Genomic DNA, 26,755 nt, shown 5'->3' with positions numbered 1-26,755 from the left:
TCTCGCTGTTTGCGGCGCCGGTGGCCCCGTCAGTAGGTTCCTAGCCGGTCAAGCCCCCATCACGAGGACGTAAAAGCGATGAAGCAGGGAACCATCAAGACTCTCGGTGTCGCCGCGCTCGGTGCCGCCTTCGCCGCCACCGCCGCGGGCACCGCCGCCGCTGCCCCGGCTGCCGACGCGATCGACACCGCGGGTGTGCTGCGCGGTCTCCCGGTCGAGCAGGCCGCCAAGACGGTCTCCAAGTCCGCCGACGCCAAGCCGGTCGGCGGCGTCGTCAAGACCAAGAGCAACTCGAAGGGCAACCTGCTGGGCGGCCTGCCGGTCACCGGCAAGAACCTGCCCGCCGGCGCCGTCACCAAGGGTCTCCCCCTGGGTGGCTGAACACACCGCACCGTCCCGTAGGGGACGTGCGCCTGGCCGTGCCCCGGCCGTACGCCGTTTCGGCGTGCGTGCCGGGGCACGGCCGTCGGCGTGCCGGGGCGGGCGGGGCAGGAGCGCCCTCGCGTGCTACCAGGCGGCGGCGGTGGTCTTCTCCGAGGGCATGAATATCCACAGCGCCAGGTAGACCAGGAACTGCGGGCCGGGGAGCAGGCACGAGACCACGAAGATCGTGCGCATGGTGGTCGGGGTCGTACCGAAGCGACGGGCCAGGCCCGCGCACACTCCGGCGATCATTCGGTTGTCGCGGGGACGGACCAGTTCGGCGGCCATGATGACGGCTCCTTTGCTACATGCTGAGGCGTTTGCCCCGATGTCTCAAAGGTAAGTCCGCGAGCCGGAGAGAACATCAGCCTGGGGGGCCAGTCCGACCCTGGGGATCGTCGGGGTCGCACCCCTGAGATCCTCGTTCCGGCGACGGAGCCGGGACCGGCACCCGGGGACGACGGCCAGGTGCACCAGCGCCACCCCGGCCGCGTTCAGCAGCACCGTGTCGATGTCCGGGACCTGCCCGGGGACCCCGGTCTGCAGCAGCTCGATGGCCAGCGCGATCATGGCGCCGGCGAACACCGTGCGGGTCAGCGACACCAGCGGCGAAACGTTCAGTCGGCCGGCCGACATCGGCAGCAGCACTCCGAGAGGAGCGAGCAGCAGCGCGGATCCGCCCAGATGCTGCACCGCCTCCCACGGCCCGCGCGCCAGCTCGGCGCTGATCGACGCCAGCGGTTCGAGGTTCGGGGCGGGCACCCAGGGCACCGTCCGCGGACGCAGCATCAGCCAGCCGACGAGCACAAGGTGCGCCACAAGGAGGAGCAGTCCGGTGGCGCGCAAACGGAGGGCGGCGGTGTCGCCGAGGCCATGACGCTGCACAAAGCCCAGGACGCCGGTAGCGGGGGCTGCGGTTCCGCACTGTCGCGTCCGTTTTGACGGTCCCGCCGCCGTGGGCCCCGGAGCGCGCCCGGAGGCGGTCCCACGGCGGACTCGGCGGCCGGCGGCCCGGCCGCCTCAGCCCTTGCGGGACAGTGGGCCGCCCCAGCTCGTGTTCTGGGCGATGTCCGGGTGGGTCAGCACCTCGTCGGAGCACTCGTAGCGGTGCGCCGCGTCGCCACCCGGCCCGCCCAGGATCACCGCGTGCGTCCGGCCGAGCGCCGCGCTCATGCCGTAGGTGCACACCAGCTGGGCCAGCGCGAAGGACGGCAGATCGTCGGGACGGACGCTCAGCCGCAGCGCGTCCGCGGCATCGGCCGCCCGGGGTCCGGTGACCTCGACGTCCTCGGGTACCGCACTGCTGAACCCGGCCTCCTCCTCCGCCGAAAGAGGCTGCTTCTGCAGCTCACCCAGCAGGGCGCGGGCGGCCTGCAGCCGCGCGCCGTCCGCCGGCGCCTTGGTCAGGGGCACGGTCCGCTCCACCGGAGTCAGCGTCGAGCTGCACACCAGATACACGGTGACCTGCACCTCGCCGGGCGAAGCCGGCGCATCGCCCTCGGGCACCTTGCAGCTCACCCGCGAGGGCGCGCCCCCGGCGTCGACCGGTACGGACGTGCCGCGGACTCCGCAGCCCGCGGCGGCCAGCGCCAGGGCGGCCACCGCGGCCGTACGCCGCCACCTCCGGGCCCCGCCGGACCCCGGCGCAGGCCCGTGCGGTCGCGCGGGACCGGGCTGTCTCATCGGTCGCCCTCCGTGCCGTCGCCGGGCGCGCCCGACGTGCCGCCGGCCGCCCGGCCGCGGCCCGATGCGCCACCGCGCCCCTGGGTGACGCCACCGCCGTCCCGCTCGCCGTCCTCCGTCAGCCGCGAGGCGTCCATGGGCAGCCGCAGGGTGAAGACGGCGCCGCCCTCGGGCAGATTGGCGGCCGTGATCTCACCGCCGTGGATGTGCGCGTTCTCCATCGCGATGGACAGGCCGAGACCGCTGCCCTCCGACCGCGGCCGCGAGGCGCTCGCCTTGTAGAAGCGGTCGAAGACGTGCGGCAGGACCTCTTCCGGGATGCCGGGGCCGTGGTCCCGCACCCGGATCACCAGATCTCCCGCGCCGCCCCGGTGCGCGTCCGCCGCCGGCTTCTCCGGCTGCTCGGGCCCGCCGTCGTCGGGGGATGCCGGACGGCCGCCCGGCGCCCCGCGGTCGGCGGCGGTGCCGTGCCCGCCCGGTGCCTCCTCGGCGTCCGGTCCGCGGCGGCCGGCCGCCGCGCCGTCCTCGCCGGCCGCAGGCTCGGTGTGCACCGAGACCCGCACCGGGGAGCCGCCGTGCTTGAGGGCGTTGCCGATAAGGTTCGCCAGGATGACGTCGAGCCGCCGCGGGTCCAGGCGGGCGACGATGCCGCGGTCGGCGTCCAGATCGACCGCGTCCAGCCAGGCCCGTGCGTCGATACAGGCGGTCACCTGGTCCGCGACCTCGACGTCGTCCAGCACCAGCCGGGCCGTCCCCGCGTCGAAGCGGGTGACCTCCATCAGGTTCTCCACGAGGTCGTTGAGCCGCCGCGTCTCGCTGACGACCAGCTGCACGGCGGGCGCGATCATCGGGTCGAGGGAGTCGGCCTCCTCCTCCAGCACCTCCGAGACCGCCGTGATCGCCGTCAGCGGCGTCCGCAGTTCGTGCGACATGTCGGCGACGAAGCGGCGCGAGGACGCCTCCCGCGCGCTCAGCTCCTCCACCCGCTGTTCGAGCCGCTCCGCGGTGCGGTTGAACGTCCGTGACAGATCGGCGAGTTCGTCCGTGCCGGTCACCCGCAGCCGGGTGTCCAGGCGGCCCTCGCCCAGTTGCCGGGCCGCGTGTCCGAGCCGCTGCACCGGCCGCAGCACGGTCGTCGCGGCGGCCTGCGCCAGCAGCGCCGAGCCGACCAGCGCGAGCGCGGTGGCGATCCCCAGCGACCAGGCCAGCGAGTTGAGGTCCTGCCGCTCCGCGGCCAGCGACTTCATCATGTAGCCGGTCGGGCCACCACCGATGACCTTCGCGCCGGCCACGAGATAGGGGACGTCGCCGACCTCCCTGCGCTGCCAGTAGAGGTGATGCGCGTAGCGGTTGGACTCGTCGACCTTCCGCACGTCGTTGACGGCGGTCCGCAGCGACGCGGGGACGTTCTTGAGCGTGAGGAGGTTCTTGTTCGTGGTGGCCGCGCAGTCCTTGCCCGCACTGTCCACCCCGATCAGCAGCACCGCATAGTTCTGCGGCCCGCCCGCCATCCGCCGCGCGGCGTCCTGGAGTTCGGCGCACCGGGGACGCGGCGGCAGCGAACGGGTGCTGTCCTCCAGCGCCTTGCGAAAGTCGTTCAGCACGGAGTTCTGGGTGCGGTCCAGGACGGTGTTGCGGTTGAGCCAGTAGGCGATGCCGGACGCCGAGACCGCGGCGGTCAGCGCGACCAGCGCGAAGACGACGACCAGCCGCAGCCGCAGGCTCGTCCAGCGCAGCAGCCCGGACGCGCGCCGCATCCACCGCGGCAGCCGCAGCGGGCGCCTGCCGGGCGCGGGCGGCGCGGAGCCCTCGGTGCCGTCGTGCGAGCCGCCGTCATCGGGGCGTGCGGTCACTGCGGGGAGTCCAGCCGGTACCCGACGCCGCGGACCGTACGGATCAGGGTCGGCGAGGACGGTACGTCCTCCACCTTCGCGCGCAGCCGCTGCACACAGGCGTCCACAAGACGCGAGTCCCCGAGATAGTCGTGCTCCCACACCAGCCGCAGCAGCTGCTGACGGGACAGCGCCTGCCCGGGCCTGCGGCTCAGCTCCAGCAGCAGCCGCAGCTCGGTGGGCGTCAGTTGGAGATCCTCGCCGTTCTTGGTGACCGTCATCGCCGAGCGGTCGATCACCAGTGAGCCGAATGTCGCCGAGTCGCTGGACTCGCGCTCCCCACGGCGCAGCACGGCCCTGATCCGGGCGTCCAGCACCCGCCCCTGGACCGGTTTGACGACATAGTCGTCGGCACCGGACTCCAGGCCCACCACGACGTCGATGTCGTCGTTGCGCGCGGTGAGCAGGATGATGGGCAATTGGTCCGTACGCCGGATCCGCCGGCACACCTCGAAGCCGTCGATGCCCGGCAGCATCACGTCCAGCACGATCAGGTCCGGGCGCTGCTCGCGCAGCAGCTTCAGGCCGTCCTCGCCCGTCGCCGCGGTCACCACACGGTGACCTTGGCGCGACAGCGAGAGTTCGAGGGCCGTGCGGATGGCGTCGTCGTCCTCGATCAGCAACAGGAAAGGCACGTTGGCCATTCTGGCCCATGGGACGCCACGAGATCGACCAGTGGCGCTCTCCCACACAAGGCCCCCACCCGTGGCGGCCCCGCGCCGGACACCGCTCACCCCTGTGACAGGGCTGTGACAGTCGACGGACAACGCGATGAAACTGGGTTGGCAGTGTTTGGGGCACCGGGAGAGATCACCGCCCGGAGAGACACCGAACGACCGGCTCAACCGACGGGGGGCGCGACATGAACACACTGCACGGCACCACCACCAGCGCAGTAATCACGCGCCTCCACGACATCGGGCGGGCCGGTACGGCCCCGTCCGGTACGGGAGGCCGGGGGTGCGCCCGCGGCGTGGGACGTCAGCGACCGCCGTACATGGTGGCCGTCGACGCGACCGTGGGGGGACGCAACGGGGGCAACGCGGGCCAGGGAGTCAACGGGGGAGACGGCTCCGGGGGGAGCACCGCGGCAGCGGCGTACGGGGAGAAGACGGGGGAACGGCGTTCCGCGTCGGAGACGGCGGAGGCCGAAGCGGCCTTCACCGCCTACGTCCAGGAGCGCCGCGCCTCCCTGTACGCCACTGCCTACCACCTGACCGGTGACCGCTACGAGGCCGAGGACCTGCTGCAGAGCGCGCTGTTCTCGACCTACCGGGCCTGGGACCGGATCAGCGACAAGGCGGCGCTCGGCGGCTACCTGCGGCGCACGATGACCAATCTGCACATCAGCGCCTGGCGCCGACGCAAGCTCAACGAGTACCCGACCGAGGAACTGCCCGAGACGGCCGGCGACGTGGACGCGATGCGCGGCACCGAACTGCGCGCCGTCCTGTGGCAGGCGCTGGCCCGGCTGCCCGAGACGCAGCGCACCATGCTGGTGCTGCGCTACTACGAGGGCCGCACGGACCCGGAGATCGCGGAGATCCTCGACATCAGTGTCGGCACGGTGAAGTCGAGCATCTGGCGCTCCCTGCGCCGGCTGCGCGAGGACGAGGTCCTCAGCTTCGGCCGTGACGAGGAGGAGTCCTTCGGCGAGCTGGTGGCCTGAGGGCGGGGGAAAGCCCGAGGGGACGGGGATACGGGGGAACGGCCGAACCGGAGCGCTCCGGGGAGGCCGGCGTATCGGGGGATACGGGGGAAAGTAGGGGGGGCACGGGGGAAACAAAGCGGGTTCGGACGGCCGGGGGGGCCGGTCCGAACCCGCTTCTTCGTGTACGCCGACGGGTCAGGAACGCACCGCGTCGCCCACCGCGTCCGCCGCCCGCACCGCCGATATCCGGGCCAGCGCCTCCGGTTTGGCGCACGGGTGCGCGCCCAGGGCGCTGTGCCGGGCGACGATGGCGCGTTCGCTGCGCAGCAGCCGCAGTCCACGCCGCACCAGATACGGCGCCGACTTACGGCCCTCGCGCAGATCCCGGGCCAGCCGCCGCCGGAAGGTCGTGGTGGGACGCCCGCGCAGGCACAGCGCGTCGGCGAGCAGCCCCGCCGAACGGCAGCCCGCGATGACGTCGGCCGCGAAGATGCCCTCCGCGATGAACAGCGCCGCCCCGCCTAGGTCAAGACCCGTCTCGCCGACGCGGGCGCTGACGGAGATGTCGTACACCGGCACGCAGGTGCGTCCCGTACGGCACAGCGACTCGATGGCCGCGACCGCGGCGGCGGCGTCCCAGGAGAGCGGAGAGTCCCAGTCGGCGCCGCCTTCCGGCAGCTGCGGCAGCGTCGGGTCCGTGCACTCTTTGTAGAAGTCGTCGAGGTTCAGGACGGGCAGGCCGGTCAGGGCGGCCAGGGACGTCTTGCCGGAACCGGACGGGCCGGTCAGCAGGACGACGCGGGCGGCGGGCGGCCGGGCGGAGGAGTGGGAGCTCACGGACAGCCATTGTCGTGCATTGGGCCGAGAGGGGTACCCCCTGGCGTCCTGGGTGGATCGGTCCGCGCCCCCTCAACTACGCTACGCAACCGTACGATTACGCAATCGTTTCCTCCGCTCTCGCAGAAGGTCTCCTTCCGGTGGATGCCTTCCGACCCACAGGCAGGTGGCAGCACATGGCCTCACACGTACGCTCCAAGCCCAGCCGCTTCCCGCGCGCTCTCCTGCGGGCAGGTCTGGTCGTCTCGGCGGCCGGTGCCGCGCTCGCGGCCGGCGGCGCGGCCGGCGCGCAGGCCGCACCCACGCCGAGTGCCGACAACAGCGGCGGCAGGGCCGCGGCCCTGGCCGACGCCGTGCTGGACACCGCGGGCGGCAGCATCGCCACCGCCAAGAACCTCCAGTTGAACCCGCTGGCGAACACTCCCGTCGACCCGCTGAGCAACAGCGTCGGCACCCAGATCGCCGACTTCAAGCCCGTGAGCACCGCCGCGGCGACCGGCCCCCTCTCGGAGGGCGCGGCCCTGAAGGACCTGCCGGTGGTGGGGGAGGCCACGCAGGCACTGCCGGGGTGAGGCCCCCGGGCCGGGGCGCCGGCCCGGCCGCAGTGGTCAACGCGGACAGCAGCGTGGGGCCCCGCCCAAGGAAGGCGGGGCCCCACGCAGTTGGCCGGTCGGCACCGGAAGGATGCCGGTCCGGTACTACACACCCATCGGATGCCAGACGGTCTTGGTCTCCAGGAAGGCCAGCAGGCGGCCGGTGCCCGGGTCGGACGTCCAGTCCACCGGTGCCGGGCGGAGGACGCGCTTGAGGTTGTCGGCCGCGGCCGTCTCCAGGTCCTTCGCCAACGCGGCGTCGGCGCCGGTGAGATCGATGGCGTTGACGTCCTGGTGGGCGGCGAGCGGGGCCGCGATCTCCGCCGTACGGCCCGAGAGGATGTTGACGACGCCGCCCGGGAGGTCGGAGGTGGCGAGCACCTCGGCCAGGGAGAGGGCGGGCAGCGGGGCATCCTGCGCGGTCACCACGACCACCGTGTTGCCGGTGACGACGGCGGGCGCGAGGACCGAGACCAGACCGAGGAAGGACGAGTCCTGGGGGGCCAGGACCGCCACGACGCCGGTCGGTTCGGGGGAGGAGAGGTTGAAGTACGGGCCCGCGACCGGGTTGGCGGAGCCGGCGATCTGGGCGACCTTGTCGGACCAGCCCGCGTACCAGACCCAGCGGTCGATGGCCGCGTCCACCTGCGCCGCCGCCTTGGCCTTGGACAGGCCCTCGGCGTCGGCGACCTCCGCGGCGAACTGCTCGCGGCGGCCCTCCAGCATCTCGGCGACGCGGTAGAGGATCTGGCCGCGGTTGTAGGCGGTGGCGCCCGACCAGCCGCCGAACGCCTTGCGGGCCGCGACGACCGCGTCCCGGGCGTCCTTGCGGGAGGACAGCGGCGCGTTCGCCAGCCACTTGCCCTTGGAGTCGGTCACCTCGTACACCCGCCCGCTCTCGGACCGGGGGAACTTGCCCCCGACGTACAGCTTGTAGGTCTTGAGCACGCTCAAACGATCGGACTGCTTCATCGGTCGGACTCGCCTTCTCGCTCGCTCGTCGGTCCGGTCGCTCCGGCGAGGTACGCCTCCAGACCGTGCCGGCCGCCCTCGCGGCCGTAGCCCGACTCCTTGTAGCCGCCGAAGGGCGAGGCCGGGTCGAACTTGTTGAACGTGTTGGACCAGACGATCCCGGCGCGGAGCTTGTTCGCCGTCCACAGCATCCGCGAGCCCTTCTCCGTCCAGATGCCCGCCGAGAGGCCGTACGGAGTGTTGTTGGCCTTCTCCACCGCCTCCTCGGGGGTACGGAAGGTGAGGACGGAGAGGACCGGGCCGAAGATCTCCTCGCGCGCGATGCGGTGCGCCTGGGTGACCCCGGTGAAGATCGTCGGGGCGAACCAGTAGCCGGCGGACGGCAGATCGCAGGCCGGGGCCCAGCGTTCGGCGCCCTCGGCCTCGCCCGCGTCGACCAGCGAGGTGATGCGGGCCAGCTGCTCGGCGGAGTTGATGGCGCCGATGTCGGTGTTCTTGTCGAGCGGGTCACCGACCCGGAGCGTCCGCATCCGGCGCTTGAGGGAGTCCAGCACCTCCTCGGCGACGGACTCCTGGACCAGCAGTCGTGAGCCGGCGCAGCAGACGTGGCCCTGGTTGAAGAAGATGCCGTTGACGATGCCCTCGACGGCCTGGTCGACGGGGGCGTCGTCGAAGACGATGTTCGCGGCCTTGCCGCCCAGTTCGAGCGTCACCTTCTTGTCGGTGCCGGCGACCGTACGGGCGATGGCCTTGCCGACCTCGGTGGAGCCGGTGAAGGCGACCTTGTTGATGTCGGGGTGCGCGACCAGGGCGGCGCCCGTGGAGCCGTCGCCGGTGAGGATGTTGACGACGCCCTTGGGCAGGCCCGCCTGGCGGCAGATGTCCGCGAAGAAGAGGGCGGACAGCGGGGTCGTCTCGGCCGGCTTGAGGACGACGGTGTTGCCGGTCGCCAGAGCAGGGGCGATCTTCCACGCCAGCATCAGGAGCGGGAAGTTCCAGGGGATGACCTGGCCCGCGACGCCCAGGGGGCGGGGGTTGGCGCCGTAGCCCGCGTGGTCGAGCTTGTCGGCCCAGCCGGCGTAGTAGAAGAAGTGCGCGGCGACCAGCGGCAGGTCGGCGTCGCGGGACTCGCGGATCGGCTTGCCGTTGTCCAGCGACTCCAGCACGGCCAGCTCGCGCGAGCGCTCCTGGATGATCCGGGCGATCCGGAAGAGGTACTTGGCGCGCTCGGCGCCCGGCAGCGCGGACCACTTCTCGAAGGCCCTGCGGGCGGCCTTCACGGCGCGGTCGACGTCCTCCGCGCTCGCCTGGGCGACCTCGGAGAGGACCTCCTCGGACGAGGGGGAGACGGTCTTGAAGACCTTGCCGTCGGAGCCCGGCGCGAACTCACCGTCGATGAACAGGCCGTAGGACGGCGCGATGTCGACGACCGAGCGGGACTCGGGGGCGGGTGCGTAGTCGAAGGTCATGCCTCAGTCCACCGTGACGTAGTCGGGGCCGGAGTAGCGGCCGGTGCTGAGCTTCTGGCGCTGCATCAGCAGATCGTTCAGGAGGCTGGAGGCGCCGAAGCGGAACCAGTCGCCGGTCAGCCAGCTCTCGCCGAGCGTCTCCTTGACCATGACCAGGTACTTGATCGCGTCCTTGGTCGTACGGATGCCGCCGGCCGGCTTCACGCCGACCTGCACGCCCGTCGCGGCGTGGAAGTCGCGGACCGCCTCCAGCATCAGGAGCGTGACGGGCGGGGTGGCGTTCACCGACACCTTGCCCGTCGAGGTCTTGATGAAGTCGGCGCCCGCGAGCATCGCGAGCCAGGAGACCCGGCGGACGTTGTCGTACGTCTGGAGTTCACCGGTCTCGAAGATGACCTTGAGGTGCGCGACCGTGCCGTCCGGCCGGGCGCATGCCTCCTTGACGGCCTTGATCTCCTCGAAGACCGCGCGGTAGCGGCCGGAGAGGAAGGCGCCCCGGTCGATCACCATGTCGATCTCGTCGGCGCCGGCCGCGACCGCGTCACGGGTGTCGGCGAGCTTGACCGGCAGGGCCGCCCGGCCGGCCGGGAAGGCGGTGGCGACGGACGCGACATGGATGTCCGGGGCACCGCCGTTGAGCAGTGCCTCCTTGGCCGTCGCGACCATGTCGGGGTAGACGCAGATCGCCGCGACCCGGGGAGCGGTGCGGTCGGTGGGGTCCGGGGTGATGCCCTTGGCGCACAGCGCCCGGACCTTGCCCGGGGTGTCCGCGCCTTCGAGGGTCGTCAGGTCGATCATCGAGATGGCGAGGTCGATGGCGTACGCCTTCGCCGTCGTCTTGATCGAGCGGGTGCCGAGTGTGGCGGCGCGGGCCTGCAGGCCGACCGCGTCGACGCCTGGGAGGCCGTGCAGGAAGCGGCGCAGCGCACCGTCGTCGGCGGTCACGTCCGCCATCGACGCCAGACGTTCCGCGGCTTCCTTGCCGTATGCGGGAACAGTGATGGGCATGGTCACGAGAGGAGCATATCTACGCGCGTAGCGGCATGCCACCCCCCTGCGCCGCGAATTCGCGGACGAGGTCACCGCGCCCGGCGTGTGCGTTCCGGGCCCGCGGAGTTGACCGGATGCGGGCCGCGAGCCGTTGTCGTACCGCAATGTCCGCATGCTGGGACGTCAGGCAGAATCGGCACCATGACGAGCCCGGAACGGTCCTCCCCGCCGCAACAGCAGTTCGCCGAGCGCAGCTACCGCTCGCCCGCGGCCCTCGTCGGCGGTGTGCTGCTCCTGCTGCTCGGGCTGTGGCTCGGCGGCGACGCGCTGCTGCGGGGCGACGCGCGGACCAAGCTGACGGCGGCGTTCACCCTGCTCCTCGGCGTGCCGCTGGTGACGGCCTTCACCCTCCGGCCGCAGGTCAGGGCGAACGAGGACCGGCTGACGGTGCGCAATCCGTTCCGTACGATCACGCTGCCCTGGAGCGCGGTGGAATACCTGCGGGCGACGTTCTCCGCCGAGGTGTTCACCGGCGCCGGCAAGTACCAGCTCTGGGCGGTGCCGGTCTCGCTCCGGCAGCGCAAGAAGGTCAGCAAGCAGGCGGCACGTGGCGCGGGCGCGCCCCGGAGCCGCTTCGGTCTGGGCGCCGACGACGGCCCGGTACCGCGCGCCATGGCCGACCAGACCCTCGACGAGCTGCGCGAGATCAAGGAGCGCGCCGCGCACCGCGAGAGCGCCACGGGCGAGCCGGTGGTGCGCTGGGCCTACGAGATCATCGCGCCGTGCATGGCGGGCGCGGTCGGGCTGGCCGTGATGATCGGGCTCCGGTAGGCGGCTCCCACAGGCGGCCGCCCCGAGGCGCCGCGTGGCCCCGGTGACTGATGGCCACCGGGGCCTCTCTCCGCCCGCAGGGGCGTGGCTACCGTGGGCCGATGGCTTCCGCACCCCGGCCGGTCCCCGCGCGAATCGCCGGCCCCGCCGACATCGACGCCGTCGTCGAGACCTTGACGACCGCGTTCTTCGACGACCCGCTGTGGGGTCCCGCCTTCCCCGACCCCGGTCGCCGTGCCCGGCAGGCGGCGGTGATGTGGCGCCTCTTCGTGTCCTCGGCCGTGCGCTATCCGTGGACGCTGGTGACGCCGAACGCGGAGTCGGCGGCCGTCTGGATCCCGCCGGGCGGTACCGAGCTGACGCCCGACGAGGAGGACGGCATGGAGGGCCTCCTGGCCGGCAGCGCGGGCCCGGAGGTGGCCGAGGGCGTCCTGCGCATCTGCGAGCAGTTCGCGGCGGCCCGCCCCGCCGAGCCGCACTTCTATCTGACCCTTCTGGGCACCCATGACGCGCATCGCGGCAAGGGGCTGGGCATGGGGCTGCCGGCCGAGGCGCTCGCACACATCGACGCCCTGGGCGCGCCCGCCTACCTGGAGTCGTCCAACCCGGCGAACCTCGCACGGTACGAGCGGGCCGGGTTCGCCGCCCATGGCCGGATCACCGTCGCCACCGGCCATGTCGTGACCACCATGTGGCGTCCGGCGGCGTCCTGAACTACCGCGCCGCCGCGCCCGCTGTGGCCCCTGCCAGGTACGGGGCCAGGGCGGCGGTGACGTGGGCGGTGGCCCCTTGGGCCGGAGCGGCGGCGGCGACGTAGCCGTCGGGCCGGATGAGGAAGACGCCGGGGCCGTCCCCGTAGGCGTCCCGGATGTGGCCGTCCTCGTCGGTCAGGTCCGGGTCGGGGCCGTCGACGCGGACGGTGCGCAGCCGGTCCTTGCCCACGGGCAGCGCGGTCTCGTCGAGGTCGGTGCCGCCCAGGGTGAGCAGGGTGAAGTGCGGGCCCCGGTAGACGTCGAAGAGGCGGGTGGGACGGCCGTCCGCGGTCCGGCACGGGGCGTCGGGGGCCCGGTCGCCGGCGGTGCGCGCGCCTTCGGCGACGGCCGGCCGCAGTTCCGTGCTCAGCGGGCTGTCGGGGTAGCCGATGCCGAGTTGGTGGAGGTCGCGGCCGCGGACCAGTGAGCCGGAGCGGTGCAGGCGGGTGCTGGTCTCCAGGATGCCGGCGGCGATCGGGCGGCGTTCGCTCTCGTAGGTGTCCAGGAGCGCGTCGGGTGCGCCGTGGTGCAGCACCTGGCCGAGCTTCCAGCCGAGGTTGTAGGCGTCCTGGACGCTGGTGTTCAGGCCCTGGCCGCCGGCCGGTGAGTGGATGTGGGCGGCGTCGCCGGCGAGGAGGATCCGGTTGCAGCGGTAGCGGTCGGCCAGGCCCGCCCGGGGCCGGTAGACGGACGCCCACAGGACCTCACCGAGTTGCTCGGGGGCGAGGTGTGTCCACCTGGCGATCAGGGCGCGGACCCCGTCGGGCGAGGTGTCCGGCTGGTCGGTGGTGGCCACGGTGAAGCTCTGGAAGTGGTCGGTGCCCGCCAGGGGCAGCAGCATGACGAAGCGGCCGTCCGGCAGTATCCAGCGGTGCCAGTGGTCCCGGTCGAGGCCGTCCACCCGCAGATCCGCCAGGACGCCCGCACCCGGCGCCAGTTGCGGGCCGCTCATGCCGATGCCGAGCCCCTTGCGGACGGTGCTGCGCCCGCCGTCGGCGGCGACCAGATAGCGGGCCCGCACGGTGTGCGCGCCTCCGTCGGCGAGGCGGAGCCGGGCCGTGACGCCGTCCGCGTCCTGCTCGAAGTGCGTCAGCTCGGCGCCGAAGCGCACGCCGCCGCCCAGCTCCGACAGCCGCTCGTGCAGCAGCTCGACATTGCGCCACTGCGGAATCATCAGCGCGTTGGAGTACGGGCTGCCGGGCGTCGGTTCGACGCTCTCGACCATTTCCTGTGTGTGGGCGATCCGGCCGTCCTCCCACAGTGCCAGCCGCGGGTAGCGGCCCCCGGCCGCCCGGACGGCGGGCAGCACGCCGAGGTCGTCGTAGACCTCCTGGGTGCGCGGCTGGAGACCGGTGCCGCGGGCTCCGGGCGACAGGGCGGGCTGCCGCTCGACGATCAGGGCGCGGACGCCGCGCCGCGCGAGGTCGATGCCGAGGGCGAGGCCGGTGGGGCCGGCTCCGGCGATCAGGACGTCGACGGTCGTGACGGATGCCGTGGACCCTGCCCCGCAGGCTTCCTTAACGTTGTTAAGTTCCATGCTTCCGAGGATGTGCTTAACAGTGTTAAGTTGTCAACATGGTTTCGCGCATCGACCGGAAACAGGTGGTGGACACCGCCCTGCGCCTGCTGAACGAGGTGGGGCTCGACGGCCTCACCCTGCGCCGCATCGCCAAGGAGCTGAACGTCCAGGCACCCGCGCTCTACTGGCACTTCAAGAACAAGCAGGAGCTGCTGGACGAGATGGCCACCGAGATGTTCCGGCGGATGAAGTGGCCGCGGCTGTCACCGGACGGCCGGGAGGCGGACGGATCCGCCCGCACCTGGCAGGACACCCTGCTCGCCTGCGCCCGGGCGCTGCGCCGGGAACTGCTCGCCTACCGCGACGGCGGCAAGGTCTTCAGCGGTACGCGGCTGACCGACGAGAGCCACGCCGCGCCGACGGACCGACTGCTGGGCCGGCTCACCGCGGAAGGCTTCACGCCGACGGAGGCGGTCAGGGCCTGGTGGACCGTCTACAACTTCACCATCGGGCTGGTGATCGAGGAGCAGTCGATCCATCCCGACCCGGAGAATCCGGCCGACCGCGACCCGGCCTACGACCTCGAAGGCCGCGCGCGGCGGCTCGGCGAGAAGCACCCGCTCGCGGCAGCGGCGGGATGGGAGATGTTCGGCGATGTGGAGGCCGGGTTCGAGGCGGGGCTGCGGATCATCGTCGCGGGCGTCGAGGCGACCAGGTCCGGCGGCCGTCCGGGCCCTGTCTGAGCCACCGCCCGGCCTCGCCTCGCGGGACGACCGCCGCGGCTACGGCGCCCCGCCGTAGACCAGGATCATGTACGCGCCCAGGTAGGCGGACACCAGCGCCGAACCGCCGAGGACCAGTACGACGGACCTGCGACGGGCGCGGGCGATCGCGACGGCCGCCGGGAGCAGCAGCGGGAAGCCGGGCAGCAGGAACCGGGCGCGCGGGAAGTAGACGCCGCCGCTGCCCAGCACGATCGCGAGCAGCACACTGCTGAACACCAGCAGCGGCAGCGGCTGCCGCCCGGCGACGCACAGCAGATAGAGCACCACCGACGCGATCAGTACCAGCGAGACGACCACGAAGAACAGCTGCGGGCGGGGCTGGTAGCCGAGTATCGAGCGCAGGGTGCGGAGCGTGCCGATGCCGCCGTCCCACTCGTTGTGCCACATCCTCTGGACCGCGAAGTAGCCGTCGGCGCGGTGCAGGCGCAGCCCCACCCAGCCCACGTAGCCGAGCCAGCCGAGCGGGGCGAGCAGCGCGGCGAGCAGCAGCCGCGGGGCGCCGGCGCGTGGTTCGGGCCGCCCCTCGGCGCGGTCCGCCGGTGGACGCCACAGGCGCCACAGGGCGACCAGGGCCGTCACCGAGACCGCCGCCGCCACGGCGAGGCCGGTGGGGCGGGTGAGGCCGGCGAGCAGGGCCAGGGCCCCGGCACCGATCCACCGGCCGGTCAGCACGGAGTGCAGCGACCAGGCCACCAGGGCCGTGAACAGCGACTCCGTATAGCCCATCCACTGGACGACGGCCACCGGCGTCGCCCCCCACAGGACGGCCAGCACGGTGCCGACCCGGCGCCCGTGGAGCCGGTCGCCCACCGCGAAGACGCCCCAGGCGGCGGTGAGCGAGCAGACGACGGCGACGACCAGGCCGATGCTGGCGCGCGAGCCCGGGGTGACCCCGGCGACGGCCTTGACGATCACCGGATAGAGAGGGAAGAACGCGAGATTGTTCTCGTTGAACAGCCGCTCGTCGAGGGTCTGCGCGTATCCGTGGTCGGCGATGCCCAGATACCAGCGCGAATCCCAGTGGCTGGCGAGCAGCGGCCACAGTCCGTGCTGCTTGAGGTGCGCCCACTTCATCAGCACCAGCGCGCCCAGCAGCCGGACGGCGAGATAGCCGAACAGCGCGGGTGCGGCCCGGCGCAGCGCCGCGCCCAGGGCTCCGGTCAGTTGCCCGGGCCCGGACGGTACGGACGCCGGCGGGGCCGGGCCGGCGGGGATCGGCGGGGGCGCGGTCGTGGGCACTGCGCGACTCCTGGGGTGGACTGGCGGCGTGTACGTCCGGGTCCAGGCTTCCGCGCTCCGGGCGCGCCCGCCCTGAAGTGCTGCGACAGGTGCAGTAGGGGAGTCACCCGTACGAGAGACGGGGCGGCCCGCAGCCCCTCCGCCAGGAGTCGGGCCGCGGGCCGGAGGCGGTGAGCGGGCCCCTGGTCCTGCGCGGGGGCCCGCTCACCGGTTCGCGCGTCGTCAGATTCCGGCGGCCGCCGAAAGGTCGGACTTGATCGCCGTCAGCGCCGCGGCGGCCTGCTTCCGGGCGTCCGGCAGCGCCTGCGCCGAGGCCACCGGAACCACCACCTCCAGGTAGCACTTGAGCTTGGGCTCGGTGCCGCTGGGACGCACCACGACCCGGCCGCTCTCCACTCCGGCTGCGGGCGAACCGGACAGGTAATAGCGCAGCCCGTCGGTCGGCGGCAGTGTCTCGGTGCCCTCGTTCAGGTCGTCGGACCGGTCGACCGCCAGGCCCGCGAGCGCCGTCGGGGGCTGCTCGCGCAGCCGCCGCATGGCGTCGGCGATCAGCGACAGGTCCTCGACGCGGACCGAGAGCTGGTCGGTGGCGTGCAGCCCGAACTCCAGCGCGAGGTCGTCCAGCAGATCGGTGAGCGTACGGCCGGCACCCTTCAGCTCGGCCGCGAGCTCGGTGATCAGCAGGGCCGCGGTGATGCCGTCCTTGTCGCGGACGCCTTCCGGGTCGACGCAGTAGCCAAGCGCCTCCTCGAAGGCGTAGCGGAGCCCGTCCACGCGGGCCAGCCACTTGAAGCCGGTCAGAGTCTCCACATACGGCAGCGAGGCGGCCGCCGCGATCCGGGACATCAGCGACGACGACACGATCGTGGTGGCGAGAGTGCCCGATCCGCCCCGGCCGTCGCGGTGCTTGCGGACGAGGTGGGCCGCGAGCAGCGCCCCCACCTCGTCGCCGCGCAGCATCCGCCAGCCGTCCTGTGTGCCGGGGGCGGGCACGGCGACGGCGCAGCGGTCCGCGTCCGGGTCGTTGGCGAGCACGATGTCGACGCTGCCGGGGGCCAGGGAGCGCGCGGTGGCGAAGGCGAGGTCCATCGCGCCGGGCTCTTCCGGGTTGGGGAAGGCGACGGTCGGGAAGTCCGGGTCCGGCTCGGCCTGCTGCGGGACGACCGTCGGTGCCGGGAAGCCGGCGCGCGAGAAGGCCCGCACGAGGGTGTTCCGGCCGACGCCGTGCAGCGGGGTGTAGACGACGCGGGTGTCGCGGGGCGAGCCCGGGGTCAGCACCGCGTCCGTACGCGCCAGGTAGGCCGCGAGGACGTCGTCGCCGAGGGTCTCCCAGCCGTCCTCGGGCCGGGGCACGTCGTCGAGCGAGCCGATGGCGGCGATCTCCGCGGCGATCTCGCCGTCGGCGGGCGGCACGATCTGCGAGCCGTCCCCGAGGTAGACCTTGTAGCCGTTGTCACGCGGCGGGTTGTGGCTTGCGGTGACCTCGACACCGGCGACCGCGCCCAGGTGCCGGATGGCGAAGGCCAGCACGGGGGTGGGCAGCGGGTGGGGCAGCACCGCCGCACGCAGTCCCGCGCCGACCATCACGGCCGCGGTGTCCCGGGCGAAGTCGGCGCTCTTGTGGCGCGCGTCATAGCCGATGACGACCAGGCCCGCACCGTCGCCCTTGCCCTTGAGGTAGGCGGCGAGGCCGGCGGCCGCGCGGATGACCACCGCGCGGTTCATCCGCATCGGACCCGCGCCCAGTTCACCGCGGAGCCCGGCGGTGCCGAACTGGAGGGTGCCGGCGAACCGTGCGGCCAGCTCTTCGAGGTCCTTGGCGGCGATGAGCCCGGACAGCTCCTCCCGGGTCTCCGGGTCGGGGTCCTCGGCCAGCCATGCCCTGGCCCGGTTGGTCAGCTCCGCGGGATCGGTAGCCACGTGATGCTCCTGACGGTGGATGCGGGTGGGGGAGCGCTCGGCTGCTCGTCACGCTTACCCGGTGCGCGGGTGCTTCGAGCCGCCGAACCGGCCAATGCCGTACGACGGCGTGCGTGCCGGAGGCGGGCCGGCCGCACCGGGCGGTGTGCCCGGCGCCGGTGCTCGGCGGGGGCCGCAGGGCCCGGCGGGGAGACCGGGTGCGCGGCGGCGGGCGGCTGCCCGGAGAGGGGCCGGTCCTGCGGTGTCAGGCACCTGCCGGACCGGCCCCGCGGGTGCGGTCTCAGATCTTGCCGAGCACCTGGGCGAGCAGGCTGCCCATCCGCGTCGCGGAGTCGCGGCCGGCCTGCAGGACCTCGGCGTGGTTGAGCGGCTCGCCCGTCATGCCGGCGGCGAGGTTCGTCACCAGCGACAGGCCGAGCACCTCGGCGCCGGCCTCGCGGGCCGCGATGGCCTCCAGGACCGTGGACATACCGACGAGGTCGGCGCCCATGGTCCGGATCATCTTGATCTCGGCCGGGGTCTCGTAGTGCGGGCCGGGGAACTGGGCGTAGACACCCTCCTCCAGGCTCGGGTCGACCTCCTTGCACAGCGCGCGCAGCCGCGGCGAGTACAGGTCCGTCAGGTCGACGAAGTTCGCGCCGACGATGGGGGAGGTGGCGGTGAGGTTGAGGTGGTCGCTGATGAGGACCGGCTGACCGGGGCGCATGCCGTCGCGAAGGCCACCGCACCCATTGGTGAGGACGATGGTCTTGCAGCCGGCCGCGGCGGCCGTGCGGACGCCGTGCGCGACGGCGGCGACGCCGCGGCCCTCGTAGTAATGGGTCCGGCCCAGGAAGACCAGCGCGCGCTTCTCGCCGATCTTGTAGGAGCGGGCCTTGCTGCTGTGACCGGCGACGACCGGGGGCGGGAAGCCGGGCAGCTCGGTCACCGGGAACTCGTGCTCGGGCGCGCCGAGCGCGTCGGCGGCCGGAGCCCAACCGGAGCCCATCACCAGGGCGACGTCGTGGGTCTCGGCGCCGGTCAGCTCGCTCAGGCGGGCAGCGGCGGCGTCGGCGGCACCCTGCGGGTCTGCCTCGATGTCGGTAGTAGCAAATGCGTTCACGCCGACGAGGGTAGCCGCTAATCCCCTACGCGCGTAGATGTCTCTGCCCACTGTCCTGAGATCGTTGTGTTGTGTCTTTCGACGAAAAGACGCCCGGGCGCGTCGCGTCACCCGTACGGAGCACGGGCGCGGCCGGGCCGGGGCGTCGCAGGCTACGGCGGGCCGCCGCCGTCGCCCGCCGTCAGCAGGGCCGCTTGCGCAGCTCCATCACATAGTCGTGCGGGGCGCCCGCCGACTCCGCGGCGTCCGCGATCTCGCCCAGGTAGCGGGCCGAGGGCAGGCCGCCCTCGTAGCCGTTGAGGACGTAGATCCAGGCGGCCTCGTCGCCGTCGAGGGTGTGCACCCGCACCCGCATCCGGCGGTAGATGTCCAGGCCCACGCCCTCCCACCGGTCCATGGAGTCCTCGTCCATGGGCGCGATGTCGTAGAGCGCGACGAAGAGCTGGGAGCGGGGGGCCTCGACGATCGTCGCCAGCGCTCCCTCCCAGCCCATCTGCTCCCCGCCGAAGGTCAGACGCCAGCCGTTGAGCCAGCCCGTGCCGCGCAGCGGCGAGTGCGGTGCGCGGCGGGACATCAGCCGCGCGTCGAGGTTGCCGGCGTACGCGGCGTAGAGCGACATGGTTCTGAGGGTACGGGAGGTTGCCGAGTCGGCTCTTGGTGGCGGAGCTTCACACAACGCCGCAGGAGGGAGCGCACACCGGCGGCCGAAAGTCACGCACCCCGCCCCCCGGGGAGAACGACGCGAGGGCGTGCGGGACAATGGAGTACGTGACTCGGATCGTGATCATCGGTGGCGGACCCGGCGGATACGAGGCGGCCCTGGTGGGCGCCTCTCTCGGCGCGGAGGTGACCGTCGTCGATTGCGACGGTCTGGGCGGGGCGTCGGTGCTCACCGACTGCGTCCCGTCGAAGACTCTTATCGCGACGGCCGAGGTGATGACGACCTTCGACTCCTCGTACGAGGAGCTGGGCATCATCGTCGAGGACGACACGCCGCACATCGACCGCCCCGCGCGGGTCGTCGGCGTGGACCTCGGCAAGGTCAACCGCCGTGTCAAGCGCCTGGCGCTCGCCCAGTCCCACGACATCACCGCTTCGGTGACCCGGGCCGGCGGCCGCGTGATGCGCGGCCGCGGCCGGCTGGAGCCGGGCCAGTCGCCGGACGGTTCGCGCCGGGTGACGGTGACCGTGGCCGACGGGACCGAGGAGACGCTGACCGCCGACGCCGTGCTCATCGCCACCGGCGCGCATCCGCGGGAGATCCCGGACGCGCTGCCGGACGGCGAGCGGATCCTGAACTGGACGCAGGTCTACGACCTCGACGAGCTTCCCGAGGAGCTCATCGTGGTCGGTTCCGGTGTCACCGGCGCCGAGTTCGCCGGTGCCTACCAGGCCCTCGGCTCCCGCGTCACCCTCGTCTCCTCCCGTGACCGGGTGTTGCCGGGCGAGGACCCGGACGCCGCCGCCGTCCTGGAGGACGTCTTCCGCCGCCGCGGCATGAACGTCATGGCCCGCTCCCGCGCCTCGGCCGTCAAGCGGGTCGGCGACCGCGTCGAGGTGACGCTGGCCGACGGCCGGACGATCTCCGGCACGCACTGCCTGGTGGCCGTCGGCTCCATCCCGAACTCCGCGGGCATCGGCCTGGAGGAGGCGGGTGTCACCCTCAAGGAGTCCGGCCACATCTGGACGGACAAGGTCTCCCGCACCAGCGCTCCTGGCGTCTACGCCGCCGGTGACTGCACCGGCGTCTTCGCCCTCGCGTCCGTCGCCGCCATGCAGGGCCGGATCGCGATGTACCACTTCCTGGGCGACGCGGTCGCGCCGCTGAACCTCAAGACGGTCTCCGCCAACGTCTTCACCGACCCGGAGATCGCCACCGTCGGCTACTCCCAGGCGGACGTCGACAACGGCAGGATCGACGCCAGGGTCGTGAAGCTGCCGCTGCTGCGCAACCCGCGCGCCAAGATGCAGGGCATCCGCGACGGCTTCGTGAAGCTCTTCTGCCGCCCCGGCACGGGCATCGTCGTCGGCGGTGTGGTGGTCTCCCCGCGCGCCAGTGAGCTGATCCACCCGATCTCGATCGCGGTCGACAACAACCTCACCGTCGAGCAGATCGCCAGCGCCTTCACCGTCTACCCCTCGCTCTCCGGCTCCATCGCCGAGGTCGCCCGGCAGCTGCACACCCGTAAGTCGGGCGACGAGTAGCGCCGCGCACGGGCCCCCGCCCGTCCCGTCCGGGCTCCCGCTCCGGATGTGACGGGCGGGAAAGTTTGTGCCCCTACTGAGCACTTGGGATGAAATGCACCGCTCTGGGGCCCGGCCGCGCCGTACGGCCGTACGGCCGCACGGCCCGGCCGGCCGGGCTGACCAGGGGTCACTGTGCGTTCGTCGCCCAGGAGTTCGACATATGCGCGCTGCATACCATGTCGCTCTCCGTGGCGTGCACAACTTCCGTTAATTGGTGCAACGTGCTGAAAACAGACGGTCGTTGGCGTTACTGTCAGTTTCGTGTTCGCTGCAGAACGTCGCCAACTGATCCTTGAAATGGTGCGCGCGAACGGAGCGGTCTCGCTCCGGGAGCTCGCCCGTGTCGTCCAGACCTCCGAAGTAACCGTACGGCGGGACGTGCGGGCGCTGGAGGCAGAGGGACTGCTCGACCGCCGACACGGCGGTGCGGTCCTACCGGGAGGCTTCACCCGGGAGTCGGGCTTTCCACAGAAGTCCCATCTCTCCACCGCGGAGAAGACGGCCATCGCCGATCTCGCCGCGAGCTTCGTCGAGGAGGGCGAGGCCATCGTCGTCGGCGCCGGGACCACCACGCAGGAGCTGGCCCGCCGGCTCGCCCGCGTGCCCGGCCTGACCGTGGTCACGAACTCCCTGCTCGTCGCGCAGGCGTTGGCCCATGCCAACCGCGTCGAGGTCGTGATGACCGGCGGCACCCTGCGCGGATCCAACTACGCCCTGGTCGGCAGCGGTGCCGAGCAGTCCCTCCAGGGGCTGCGGGTCTCCCGCGCCTTCCTGTCGGGCAGCGGCCTGACCGCGGAGCGCGGCCTGTCCACCTCCAACATGCTCTCCGCCAGCGTCGACCGGGCGCTGGTGCAGGCGGCGGGGGAGGTGGTGGTGCTCGCCGACCACACCAAGCTCGGTTCCGACACCATGTTCCAGACGGTGCCGACGGACGTGATCACCCGGCTGGTCACCGACGAGCCGCCGGCGCACGACGACCGGGCCGGGACCGAACTGCAGGCCCTGGCGGACCAGGGAGTGCAGATCGCCGTCGCGGGCGGTTGCGGCGCCGGACAGGCGGTCGGGCAGCCGGGCATGGAGGGCGCGGCCGCGGACCGGCGAGGCCCTCGGCGGGACGTCCCGCTGCCGGGGCAGCGGCGCAACCACCCGCCGGGTGGTGCGGCACCGCAGCTGCGCTCCGCCGCCTCGCTCGCGGAGGCGCCGGGCGGCCGGGTCGCGGATCTGGCGCCCCGGCGGCGCTGAGGCCGGCCCGCTGCCGTACGCGGTGACCGCCGGGCCGTGACGCGACCGCGCACCCCGTGCCACCGCGCGGCCGGGCGCGGCCCGTCCGTCGGCTCAGTCCGCCGTCCGCCGGCTGCCTGCCTTCAGGCCGCTCAGGGTGAGCGTCAGCAGCCGGTCGGCCAGCTTCGGGTCGCCCGGGGATTCCTCGACGGCCAGGGCGATGCCGTTGGTCAGCTGCATCAGATCGCCGATGCTCACATCCGGGCGCACCGAACCGGCTTTCTGCGCCCGGGTGAGCAGGGCACCGCCGGCCTCGCGCATCGGCACACTGCACCGCGCCATGCCCGAGCTGTCGCTGTCGTCGGCCGAGGCCGCCATCAGCGCGCGGGACAGGCCGCGGTAGGTGCTGGCGTGCGTGATGATCGCGCGCAGCCACTCGACCAGCGCGACGCACGGCTGCGGCGCGTCCGCCAGCTCCTTGGCGTGCGCCAGCAGCGCGTCCACCTCTCCTTGGAAGACCGCGCCCATCAGGGCCGTGCGGTTGGGGAAGTGGCGGTAGAGGGTGCCGATGCCGACGCCGGCCCGGCGGGCGATGTCCTCGAGCGAGGTGTCCGTGCCGTGTTCGGTGAAGGCCGTACGGGCCTCGGTCAGCAGTCGCTCGTAGTTGCGGCGCGCATCGGCACGCATCGGGCGTGCGGCATACCGGCCCGCCGGCGCCTGTGCCGCCGGACCCCGTCCTGGGTGCCGCTGCCCTGCCGTCTCGGTCGCCATCGCCGTCCTCCCTCGACCGGGCCGGTCCCGGCCCGGTGGCTCCAGGATGCCATTGCACAATCGGAGCCCTCCTCCGCATGCGTGCCCGCCGGTGCCCGGCCCTCCCCGTAGCGTTTCCTCACGCCCGGACGCTTGGGGGAGCGGTGACCCGTACCGGGTTTCCTGGTCCGTACGCCGTGCCGCCGGGCAGTCGGTGGACGGCCGGCGGACGGCGGATGGCCGCCGGGCATACCGCGGCGGGCGCCTGGCCGAACTCCGCGGGACCCCGGCAACGCCGGCGCCCCGAACGCCATCGAACCTGGCGCAATGAGGTCTCCCGGGAACGACGGGAGGCGCCGGGGACGGCGTGCGGGCCCCACCGGGGAAACACGTCGCGGGATTCCGAGGAAGTGTCATGGGACTGACCAGCCGCTCGCTGCTGTACGTCATGGCCGCGGTCGCGGTGGTCGGTGTGCTGCTCACCCTCTGGCTGTGGCCGCGGTTCGCCGGGCGCGGGCCGCGGGCGCTGCTCGGGCGGCTCGGCATGCTCGCCGGAACCCAGCTGACCGTCCTCGCCACCCTCGGCCTGGCGGTGAACGCCAACTTCCAGTTCTACTCCTCCTGGCACGAGCTCCTGGGCCGCTACGACGACGCCCCGGCCGCCCTCGGCAAGTGGGGGGACGCGGGAGCCGCCGGGCCCGCGGGCGACCCGACGAAGGGGCTCGTACAGCCTTCGGGGCCCGAGGGCCTGGACAAGGTCCACGGGCTGCCGAAGGGGCCGCCGGAGATGGCGGGCAGAGTGGAGACCGTCCGGATCGTCGGCGGACGGACCCGGGTCGTGAACCCCGCCTACGTCTACCTGCCGCCGCAGTACTTCCAGCCGCAGTACGCCCGGCAGCGCTTCCCCGTCATCGTCGCGCTCAGCGGCTACCCGGGCGGGACGTTCCTGCTGGCGCAGCACCTGCGGGTGCCGCAGACGGCCGCCGTGCTGATCCGGGCCGGCCGGATGCAGCCCACCGTCATCGTCATGCTGCGGCCCACCATCGCGCCGCCGCGCGACACCCAGTGCGTCGATGTGCCGGACGGCCCGCAGGCCGAGACGTTCTTCACGCGAGAGGTGCCGGACGCACTGCGCTCGCACTACCGCGTCGGCCACGACCCGGGCGGCTGGGGCGTCCTCGGCTACTCCTCGGGCGGCAGCTGCGCCCTGCAACTGGTGCTGCGGCACCCGCGGACGTACACCTCGGCGGCCGCGCTCTCGCCCGACTTCCGGGTCGCCAACGACCCCACCACCGGCAACCTCTTCGGAGACGGCAAGGACCGCGTCCGACGGCGCGAGGAGCACGACCTGCTCTGGCGGCTGGCGCATCTGCCCGTACCGCAGGTGAACGTGCTGGTGGGCACCAGCCGCACGGGGGAGCGCAACCATGCGGCGGCGCGGGAGTTCCTGGACGCGGTGCGGCCGCCGATGCGGGCGGACGCCCTCGTGCTCGACCACGGCAGTCACAACTTCGCCACCTGGCGCCGTGAACTGCCCGCCGCGCTGCGGTGGATGAGCTCTTCCCTGACCTTCCCGGAGGACGTGGTCGGCGCCTCGTAGAAGGGCGTGCGGGCAGAGGAAAGCGCCCGGCGGTCGAGCCGCCGGGCGCCTGTCGTGCGTGCTGCCGCGTCAGTCCTTGATCTCGCAGATCACGGCGCCCGCCGTGAGCGCCGCGCCGACCTCGGCGGTCAGGCCCTTGATGGTGCCGGCACGGTGCGCGTTCAGCGGCTGCTCCATCTTCATCGCCTCCAGGACCACGACCAGTTCGCCCTCGGCGACCTGCTGGCCCTCCTCGACGGCGACCTTGACGATGGTGCCCTGCATCGGCGAGGCCAGCGAGTCACCGGAGGCGGCGCTGCCGGACTTCTTGGAGGCCTTGCGCTTGGGCTTGGCGCCACCGGCGACCGCGGCACGGGCCAGCGGCATGCCGAGCGACGACGGCAGCGAGACCTCCAGACGCTTGCCGCCGACCTCGACGACGACCGTCTCGCGGGAGTCCGCCTCGGCCTCGTCCGCGCCGGGCGCGACGAAGGCCGGGATGTCGTTCTTGAACTCGGTCTCGATCCAGCGGGTGTGGACCGTGAACGGGTCGGCGGAGCCGGTCAGTTCCGGGGCGAACGCCGGGTCCTTGACCACCGTGCGGTGGAACGGGATGGCGGTGGCCATGCCCTCGACGGTGAACTCGTCCAGCGCACGGGCCGCGCGCTGCAGAGCCTGCTCGCGGGTGGCGCCCGTGACGACCAGCTTGGCCAGCAGCGAGTCCCAGGCGGGGCCGATGACGCTGCCGGACTCCACGCCCGCGTCCAGACGGACACCGGGGCCCGCCGGGGCCTCGAAGCGGGTGACCGTGCCGGGGGCGGGCAGGAAGTTGCGGCCCGGGTCCTCGCCGTTGATGCGGAACTCGAAGGAGTGGCCGCGCACCGCCGGGTCGTCGTAGCCGAGCTTCTCGCCGTCGGCGATACGGAACATCTCGCGGACCAGGTCCAGTCCGGTGACCTCTTCGGTGACCGGGTGCTCGACCTGGAGGCGGGTGTTGACCTCCAGGAAGGAGATGGTGCCGTCCTGACCCACGAGGAACTCGCAGGTGCCCGCGCCCTCGTAGCCGGCTTCCTTGAGGATCGCCTTGGAGGCGCGGTACAGCTCGGCGTTCTGCTCGTCCGACAGGAACGGCGCGGGGGCCTCCTCCACCAGCTTCTGGTGGCGGCGCTGCAGCGAGCAGTCACGGGTGGAGACGACGACGACGTTGCCGTGCTTGTCGGCCAGGCACTGGGTCTCGACGTGCCGGGGGCGGTCGAGGTAGCGCTCGACGAAGCACTCGCCGCGGCCGAACGCGGCCACCGCCTCGCGGACCGCGGAGTCGTACAGCTCCGGCACCTCTTCGAGGGTGCGGGCGACCTTCAGACCGCGGCCGCCGCCACCGAACGCCGCCTTGATCGCGATCGGCAGGCCGTGCTCCTCGGCGAAGGTGACGACCTCGTCCGAACCGGAGACCGGGTCGGGGGTGCCGGCGACGAGCGGAGCGCCGGCCCGCTGGGCGATGTGCCGCGCGGCGACCTTGTCACCGAGGTCACGGATGGCCTGCGGGGGCGGGCCGATCCAGGTCAGGCCCGCGTCGAGGACGGCCTGCGCGAACTCGGCGTTCTCGGAGAGGAAGCCGTAGCCCGGGTGGATGGCGTCCGCGCCCGAATCGGCTGCGGCCGCGAGAACTTTGGCGATGTCCAGGTAGCTGGTGGCAGGTGTGTCACCGCCCAGGGCGTATGCCTCGTCCGCCGCGCGGACGTGCAGGGCGTCCCGGTCAGGGTCGGCGTAGACGGCTACGCTCCCGATCCCCGCGTCCCGGCATGCACGGGCAACGCGGACAGCGATTTCGCCACGGTTCGCGATGAGCACCTTGCGCACGATGGATCCTTCCTTGGCGCTTCGCCGCAACAAATTTAACGACGCGAGTTTAGGGACTGACGACACCGCGTGCCGACCCGTTCCCAGGGGTGACCTTGCCCACACGGAGCGTGCAGGGCGCGCCAGTGAGGGACTGAAGTCCCCTGAAACCCCAGGGTAGGCCCGGAATCCCGGCCTCGGGGACCTTCCCGGGTGTGGTCTAGGTCTCTGGGCCCGGACCTCCGGCGAATCGTCAATTCTTTGTGGAGTCCCTACGAATGGGCGAAGGAAACTTTGCGTGCGTCTCCGCCCGATGCCGCCAGGTCGCGCAGGTGTCCTACGCATCCGTGTCGACCCCTCCTCCGACGATTACCCGTTCCCGGGCTCTTCACGAGCGGGGGGCCGCCCCATTAGCGTGCGCGATGTCTTCTGTACTTCTCGGTAACAGGCGCCTCAGGGGC

The 26,755-nt window shown here is 72.6% G+C and carries 25 protein-coding genes; 9 read left to right on the top strand and 16 right to left on the bottom strand.

What is annotated here, in order from left to right; translation table 11 throughout:
• Nucleotides 1-78 precede the first annotated feature (78 nt).
• Nucleotides 79-381, top strand: coding sequence for a hypothetical protein (locus QOM21_RS14075; RefSeq protein WP_407550237.1), 303 nt, complete (start codon nt 79-81; stop codon nt 379-381).
• 126 nt (nt 382-507) lie between these two features.
• On the opposite strand, the gene QOM21_RS14070 is transcribed toward QOM21_RS14075, so the two are convergent.
• The 5 genes from QOM21_RS14070 to afsQ1 all read right to left on the bottom strand — a co-directional run bounded on the left by QOM21_RS14070 (nt 508) and on the right by afsQ1 (nt 4,633).
• Nucleotides 508-711, bottom strand: coding sequence for a PspC domain-containing protein (locus tag QOM21_RS14070; RefSeq protein ID WP_407550236.1), 204 nt, complete (start codon nt 709-711; stop codon nt 508-510).
• A 45-nt stretch (nt 712-756) separates the two neighbouring features.
• Complete coding sequence (locus QOM21_RS14065; protein WP_407550235.1) at nt 757-1,308, bottom strand: VanZ family protein; 552 nt, start codon at nt 1,306-1,308, stop codon at nt 757-759.
• 135 nt (nt 1,309-1,443) lie between these two features.
• Nucleotides 1,444-2,106, bottom strand: coding sequence for a hypothetical protein (locus QOM21_RS14060; protein WP_407550234.1), 663 nt, complete (start codon nt 2,104-2,106; stop codon nt 1,444-1,446).
• On the bottom strand, nt 2,103-3,959 hold the full coding sequence (locus QOM21_RS14055; RefSeq protein ID WP_407550233.1) for an ATP-binding protein: 1,857 nt from the start codon (nt 3,957-3,959) through the stop codon (nt 2,103-2,105). The genes QOM21_RS14060 and QOM21_RS14055 overlap by 4 nt, the downstream gene beginning before the upstream one ends.
• Nucleotides 3,956-4,633: a two-component system response regulator AfsQ1 gene (afsQ1, locus tag QOM21_RS14050; RefSeq protein WP_026169550.1), complete on the bottom strand. Its 678-nt coding sequence runs from the start codon at nt 4,631-4,633 to the stop codon at nt 3,956-3,958. The genes QOM21_RS14055 and afsQ1 overlap by 4 nt, the downstream gene beginning before the upstream one ends.
• Nucleotides 4,634-4,860: 227 nt before the next feature.
• Between afsQ1 and QOM21_RS14045 the strand changes: the two genes are divergently transcribed.
• A complete protein-coding gene (locus QOM21_RS14045) occupies nt 4,861-5,667 on the top strand; it encodes a SigE family RNA polymerase sigma factor (RefSeq protein WP_407550232.1) in 807 nt (268 codons plus the stop codon).
• Between the two features lie 177 nt (nt 5,668-5,844).
• On the opposite strand, the gene QOM21_RS14040 is transcribed toward QOM21_RS14045, so the two are convergent.
• Nucleotides 5,845-6,486, bottom strand: a complete 642-nt coding sequence (locus tag QOM21_RS14040; RefSeq protein ID WP_407550231.1) for a uridine kinase — start codon at nt 6,484-6,486, stop codon at nt 5,845-5,847.
• A 176-nt stretch (nt 6,487-6,662) separates the two neighbouring features.
• Here QOM21_RS14040 and QOM21_RS14035 point away from each other — a divergent pair, with 176 nt between their 5' ends.
• Nucleotides 6,663-7,058: a hypothetical protein gene (locus QOM21_RS14035; RefSeq protein ID WP_407550230.1), complete on the top strand. Its 396-nt coding sequence runs from the start codon at nt 6,663-6,665 to the stop codon at nt 7,056-7,058.
• A 126-nt stretch (nt 7,059-7,184) separates the two neighbouring features.
• Here the strand turns inward: QOM21_RS14035 and QOM21_RS14030 are convergent, their stop codons facing one another.
• The 3 genes from QOM21_RS14030 to deoC are packed head-to-tail and all read right to left on the bottom strand — an operon-like array spanning nt 7,185 to nt 10,528.
• Nucleotides 7,185-8,051, bottom strand: coding sequence for an aldehyde dehydrogenase family protein (locus QOM21_RS14030; protein ID WP_407550229.1), 867 nt, complete (start codon nt 8,049-8,051; stop codon nt 7,185-7,187).
• Entirely contained in the window at nt 8,048-9,520 is a 1,473-nt protein-coding gene (locus QOM21_RS14025) for an aldehyde dehydrogenase family protein (protein ID WP_407550228.1), read from the bottom strand. The genes QOM21_RS14030 and QOM21_RS14025 overlap by 4 nt, the downstream gene beginning before the upstream one ends.
• Before the next feature lie 3 nt (nt 9,521-9,523).
• Nucleotides 9,524-10,528: a deoxyribose-phosphate aldolase gene (gene deoC / locus QOM21_RS14020; RefSeq protein WP_407555669.1), complete on the bottom strand. Its 1,005-nt coding sequence runs from the start codon at nt 10,526-10,528 to the stop codon at nt 9,524-9,526.
• 183 nt (nt 10,529-10,711) lie between these two features.
• Between deoC and QOM21_RS14015 the strand changes: the two genes are divergently transcribed.
• Entirely contained in the window at nt 10,712-11,341 is a 630-nt protein-coding gene (locus QOM21_RS14015; protein WP_407550227.1) for a PH domain-containing protein, read from the top strand.
• 101 nt (nt 11,342-11,442) lie between these two features.
• A complete protein-coding gene (locus tag QOM21_RS14010; RefSeq protein ID WP_407550226.1) occupies nt 11,443-12,054 on the top strand; it encodes a GNAT family N-acetyltransferase in 612 nt (203 codons plus the stop codon).
• 1 nt (nt 12,055) lies between these two features.
• On the opposite strand, the gene QOM21_RS14005 is transcribed toward QOM21_RS14010, so the two are convergent.
• Nucleotides 12,056-13,630, bottom strand: a complete 1,575-nt coding sequence (locus QOM21_RS14005; protein WP_407550225.1) for an FAD-dependent monooxygenase — start codon at nt 13,628-13,630, stop codon at nt 12,056-12,058.
• 38 nt (nt 13,631-13,668) lie between these two features.
• Between QOM21_RS14005 and QOM21_RS14000 the strand changes: the two genes are divergently transcribed.
• A complete protein-coding gene (locus QOM21_RS14000; RefSeq protein WP_407550224.1) occupies nt 13,669-14,355 on the top strand; it encodes a TetR/AcrR family transcriptional regulator C-terminal domain-containing protein in 687 nt (228 codons plus the stop codon).
• Nucleotides 14,356-14,394: 39 nt separating this feature from the next.
• Here the strand turns inward: QOM21_RS14000 and QOM21_RS13995 are convergent, their stop codons facing one another.
• From QOM21_RS13995 to QOM21_RS13980, 4 genes are all read right to left on the bottom strand, one after another.
• Complete coding sequence (locus QOM21_RS13995) at nt 14,395-15,636, bottom strand: hypothetical protein (RefSeq protein ID WP_407550223.1); 1,242 nt, start codon at nt 15,634-15,636, stop codon at nt 14,395-14,397.
• 222 nt (nt 15,637-15,858) lie between these two features.
• Entirely contained in the window at nt 15,859-17,556 is a 1,698-nt protein-coding gene (locus tag QOM21_RS13990; RefSeq protein ID WP_407550222.1) for a phospho-sugar mutase, read from the bottom strand.
• A 280-nt stretch (nt 17,557-17,836) separates the two neighbouring features.
• Nucleotides 17,837-18,658 (bottom strand): purine-nucleoside phosphorylase, encoded by an 822-nt coding sequence (locus QOM21_RS13985; RefSeq protein WP_393894542.1) that lies wholly within the window; start codon nt 18,656-18,658, stop codon nt 17,837-17,839.
• A gap of 181 nt (nt 18,659-18,839) precedes the next feature.
• Entirely contained in the window at nt 18,840-19,277 is a 438-nt protein-coding gene (locus QOM21_RS13980) for a gamma-glutamylcyclotransferase (RefSeq protein ID WP_227048110.1), read from the bottom strand.
• Nucleotides 19,278-19,417: 140 nt separating this feature from the next.
• Between QOM21_RS13980 and QOM21_RS13975 the strand changes: the two genes are divergently transcribed.
• Complete coding sequence (locus QOM21_RS13975) at nt 19,418-20,863, top strand: NAD(P)H-quinone dehydrogenase (protein WP_407550221.1); 1,446 nt, start codon at nt 19,418-19,420, stop codon at nt 20,861-20,863.
• 339 nt (nt 20,864-21,202) lie between these two features.
• Entirely contained in the window at nt 21,203-22,147 is a 945-nt protein-coding gene (locus QOM21_RS13970) for a DeoR/GlpR family DNA-binding transcription regulator (protein WP_407555668.1), read from the top strand.
• A gap of 93 nt (nt 22,148-22,240) precedes the next feature.
• Here the strand turns inward: QOM21_RS13970 and QOM21_RS13965 are convergent, their stop codons facing one another.
• Nucleotides 22,241-22,897, bottom strand: a complete 657-nt coding sequence (locus QOM21_RS13965; protein ID WP_407550220.1) for a TetR/AcrR family transcriptional regulator — start codon at nt 22,895-22,897, stop codon at nt 22,241-22,243.
• Between the two features lie 394 nt (nt 22,898-23,291).
• Between QOM21_RS13965 and QOM21_RS13960 the strand changes: the two genes are divergently transcribed.
• The gene (locus tag QOM21_RS13960) at nt 23,292-24,476 is read left to right on the top strand and encodes an alpha/beta hydrolase (protein ID WP_407550219.1); all 1,185 of its coding nucleotides are present in this window, start codon (nt 23,292-23,294) and stop codon (nt 24,474-24,476) included.
• Nucleotides 24,477-24,545: 69 nt separating this feature from the next.
• Here the strand turns inward: QOM21_RS13960 and QOM21_RS13955 are convergent, their stop codons facing one another.
• Nucleotides 24,546-26,315: an acetyl/propionyl/methylcrotonyl-CoA carboxylase subunit alpha gene (locus tag QOM21_RS13955; protein ID WP_407550218.1), complete on the bottom strand. Its 1,770-nt coding sequence runs from the start codon at nt 26,313-26,315 to the stop codon at nt 24,546-24,548.
• Between the last annotated feature and the right edge of the window lie 440 nt (nt 26,316-26,755).

Origin of the sequence: Streptomyces sp. Pv4-95, from assembly GCF_045782725.1 — a bacterium.
In the GTDB taxonomy this organism is placed as follows: Bacteria; Actinomycetota; Actinomycetes; order Streptomycetales; family Streptomycetaceae; genus Streptomyces.
The sequence above is the reverse complement of the archived record's forward strand: the minus strand, read 5'-3'. Positions and strand labels throughout refer to the sequence as shown.

Bases quoted from the DNA above. Each gene is read 5' to 3' on its own strand.
- QOM21_RS14075 (WP_407550237.1), top strand. From the start codon at position 79: ATGAAGCAGGGAACCATCAAGACTCTCGGTGTCGCCGCGCTCGGTGCC.
- QOM21_RS14005 (WP_407550225.1), bottom strand. From the start codon at position 13,630: ATGGAACTTAACAACGTTAAGGAAGCCTGCGGGGCAGGGTCCACGGCA.
- QOM21_RS13960 (WP_407550219.1), top strand. From the start codon at position 23,292: ATGGGACTGACCAGCCGCTCGCTGCTGTACGTCATGGCCGCGGTCGCG.
- QOM21_RS13975 (WP_407550221.1), top strand. From the start codon at position 19,418: ATGGAGTACGTGACTCGGATCGTGATCATCGGTGGCGGACCCGGCGGA.
- QOM21_RS14070 (WP_407550236.1), bottom strand. From the start codon at position 711: ATGGCCGCCGAACTGGTCCGTCCCCGCGACAACCGAATGATCGCCGGA.
- QOM21_RS14035 (WP_407550230.1), top strand. From the start codon at position 6,663: ATGGCCTCACACGTACGCTCCAAGCCCAGCCGCTTCCCGCGCGCTCTC.
- QOM21_RS14030 (WP_407550229.1), bottom strand. From the start codon at position 8,051: ATGAAGCAGTCCGATCGTTTGAGCGTGCTCAAGACCTACAAGCTGTAC.
- QOM21_RS14060 (WP_407550234.1), bottom strand. From the start codon at position 2,106: ATGAGACAGCCCGGTCCCGCGCGACCGCACGGGCCTGCGCCGGGGTCC.
- QOM21_RS14015 (WP_407550227.1), top strand. From the start codon at position 10,712: ATGACGAGCCCGGAACGGTCCTCCCCGCCGCAACAGCAGTTCGCCGAG.
- QOM21_RS14045 (WP_407550232.1), top strand. From the start codon at position 4,861: ATGAACACACTGCACGGCACCACCACCAGCGCAGTAATCACGCGCCTC.
- QOM21_RS13965 (WP_407550220.1), bottom strand. From the start codon at position 22,897: ATGGCGACCGAGACGGCAGGGCAGCGGCACCCAGGACGGGGTCCGGCG.
- QOM21_RS14000 (WP_407550224.1), top strand. From the start codon at position 13,669: ATGGTTTCGCGCATCGACCGGAAACAGGTGGTGGACACCGCCCTGCGC.
- QOM21_RS13980 (WP_227048110.1), bottom strand. From the start codon at position 19,277: ATGTCGCTCTACGCCGCGTACGCCGGCAACCTCGACGCGCGGCTGATG.
- QOM21_RS14010 (WP_407550226.1), top strand. From the start codon at position 11,443: ATGGCTTCCGCACCCCGGCCGGTCCCCGCGCGAATCGCCGGCCCCGCC.
- deoC (WP_407555669.1), bottom strand. From the start codon at position 10,528: ATGCCCATCACTGTTCCCGCATACGGCAAGGAAGCCGCGGAACGTCTG.
- QOM21_RS13970 (WP_407555668.1), top strand. From the start codon at position 21,203: ATGGTGCGCGCGAACGGAGCGGTCTCGCTCCGGGAGCTCGCCCGTGTC.
- QOM21_RS14025 (WP_407550228.1), bottom strand. From the start codon at position 9,520: ATGACCTTCGACTACGCACCCGCCCCCGAGTCCCGCTCGGTCGTCGAC.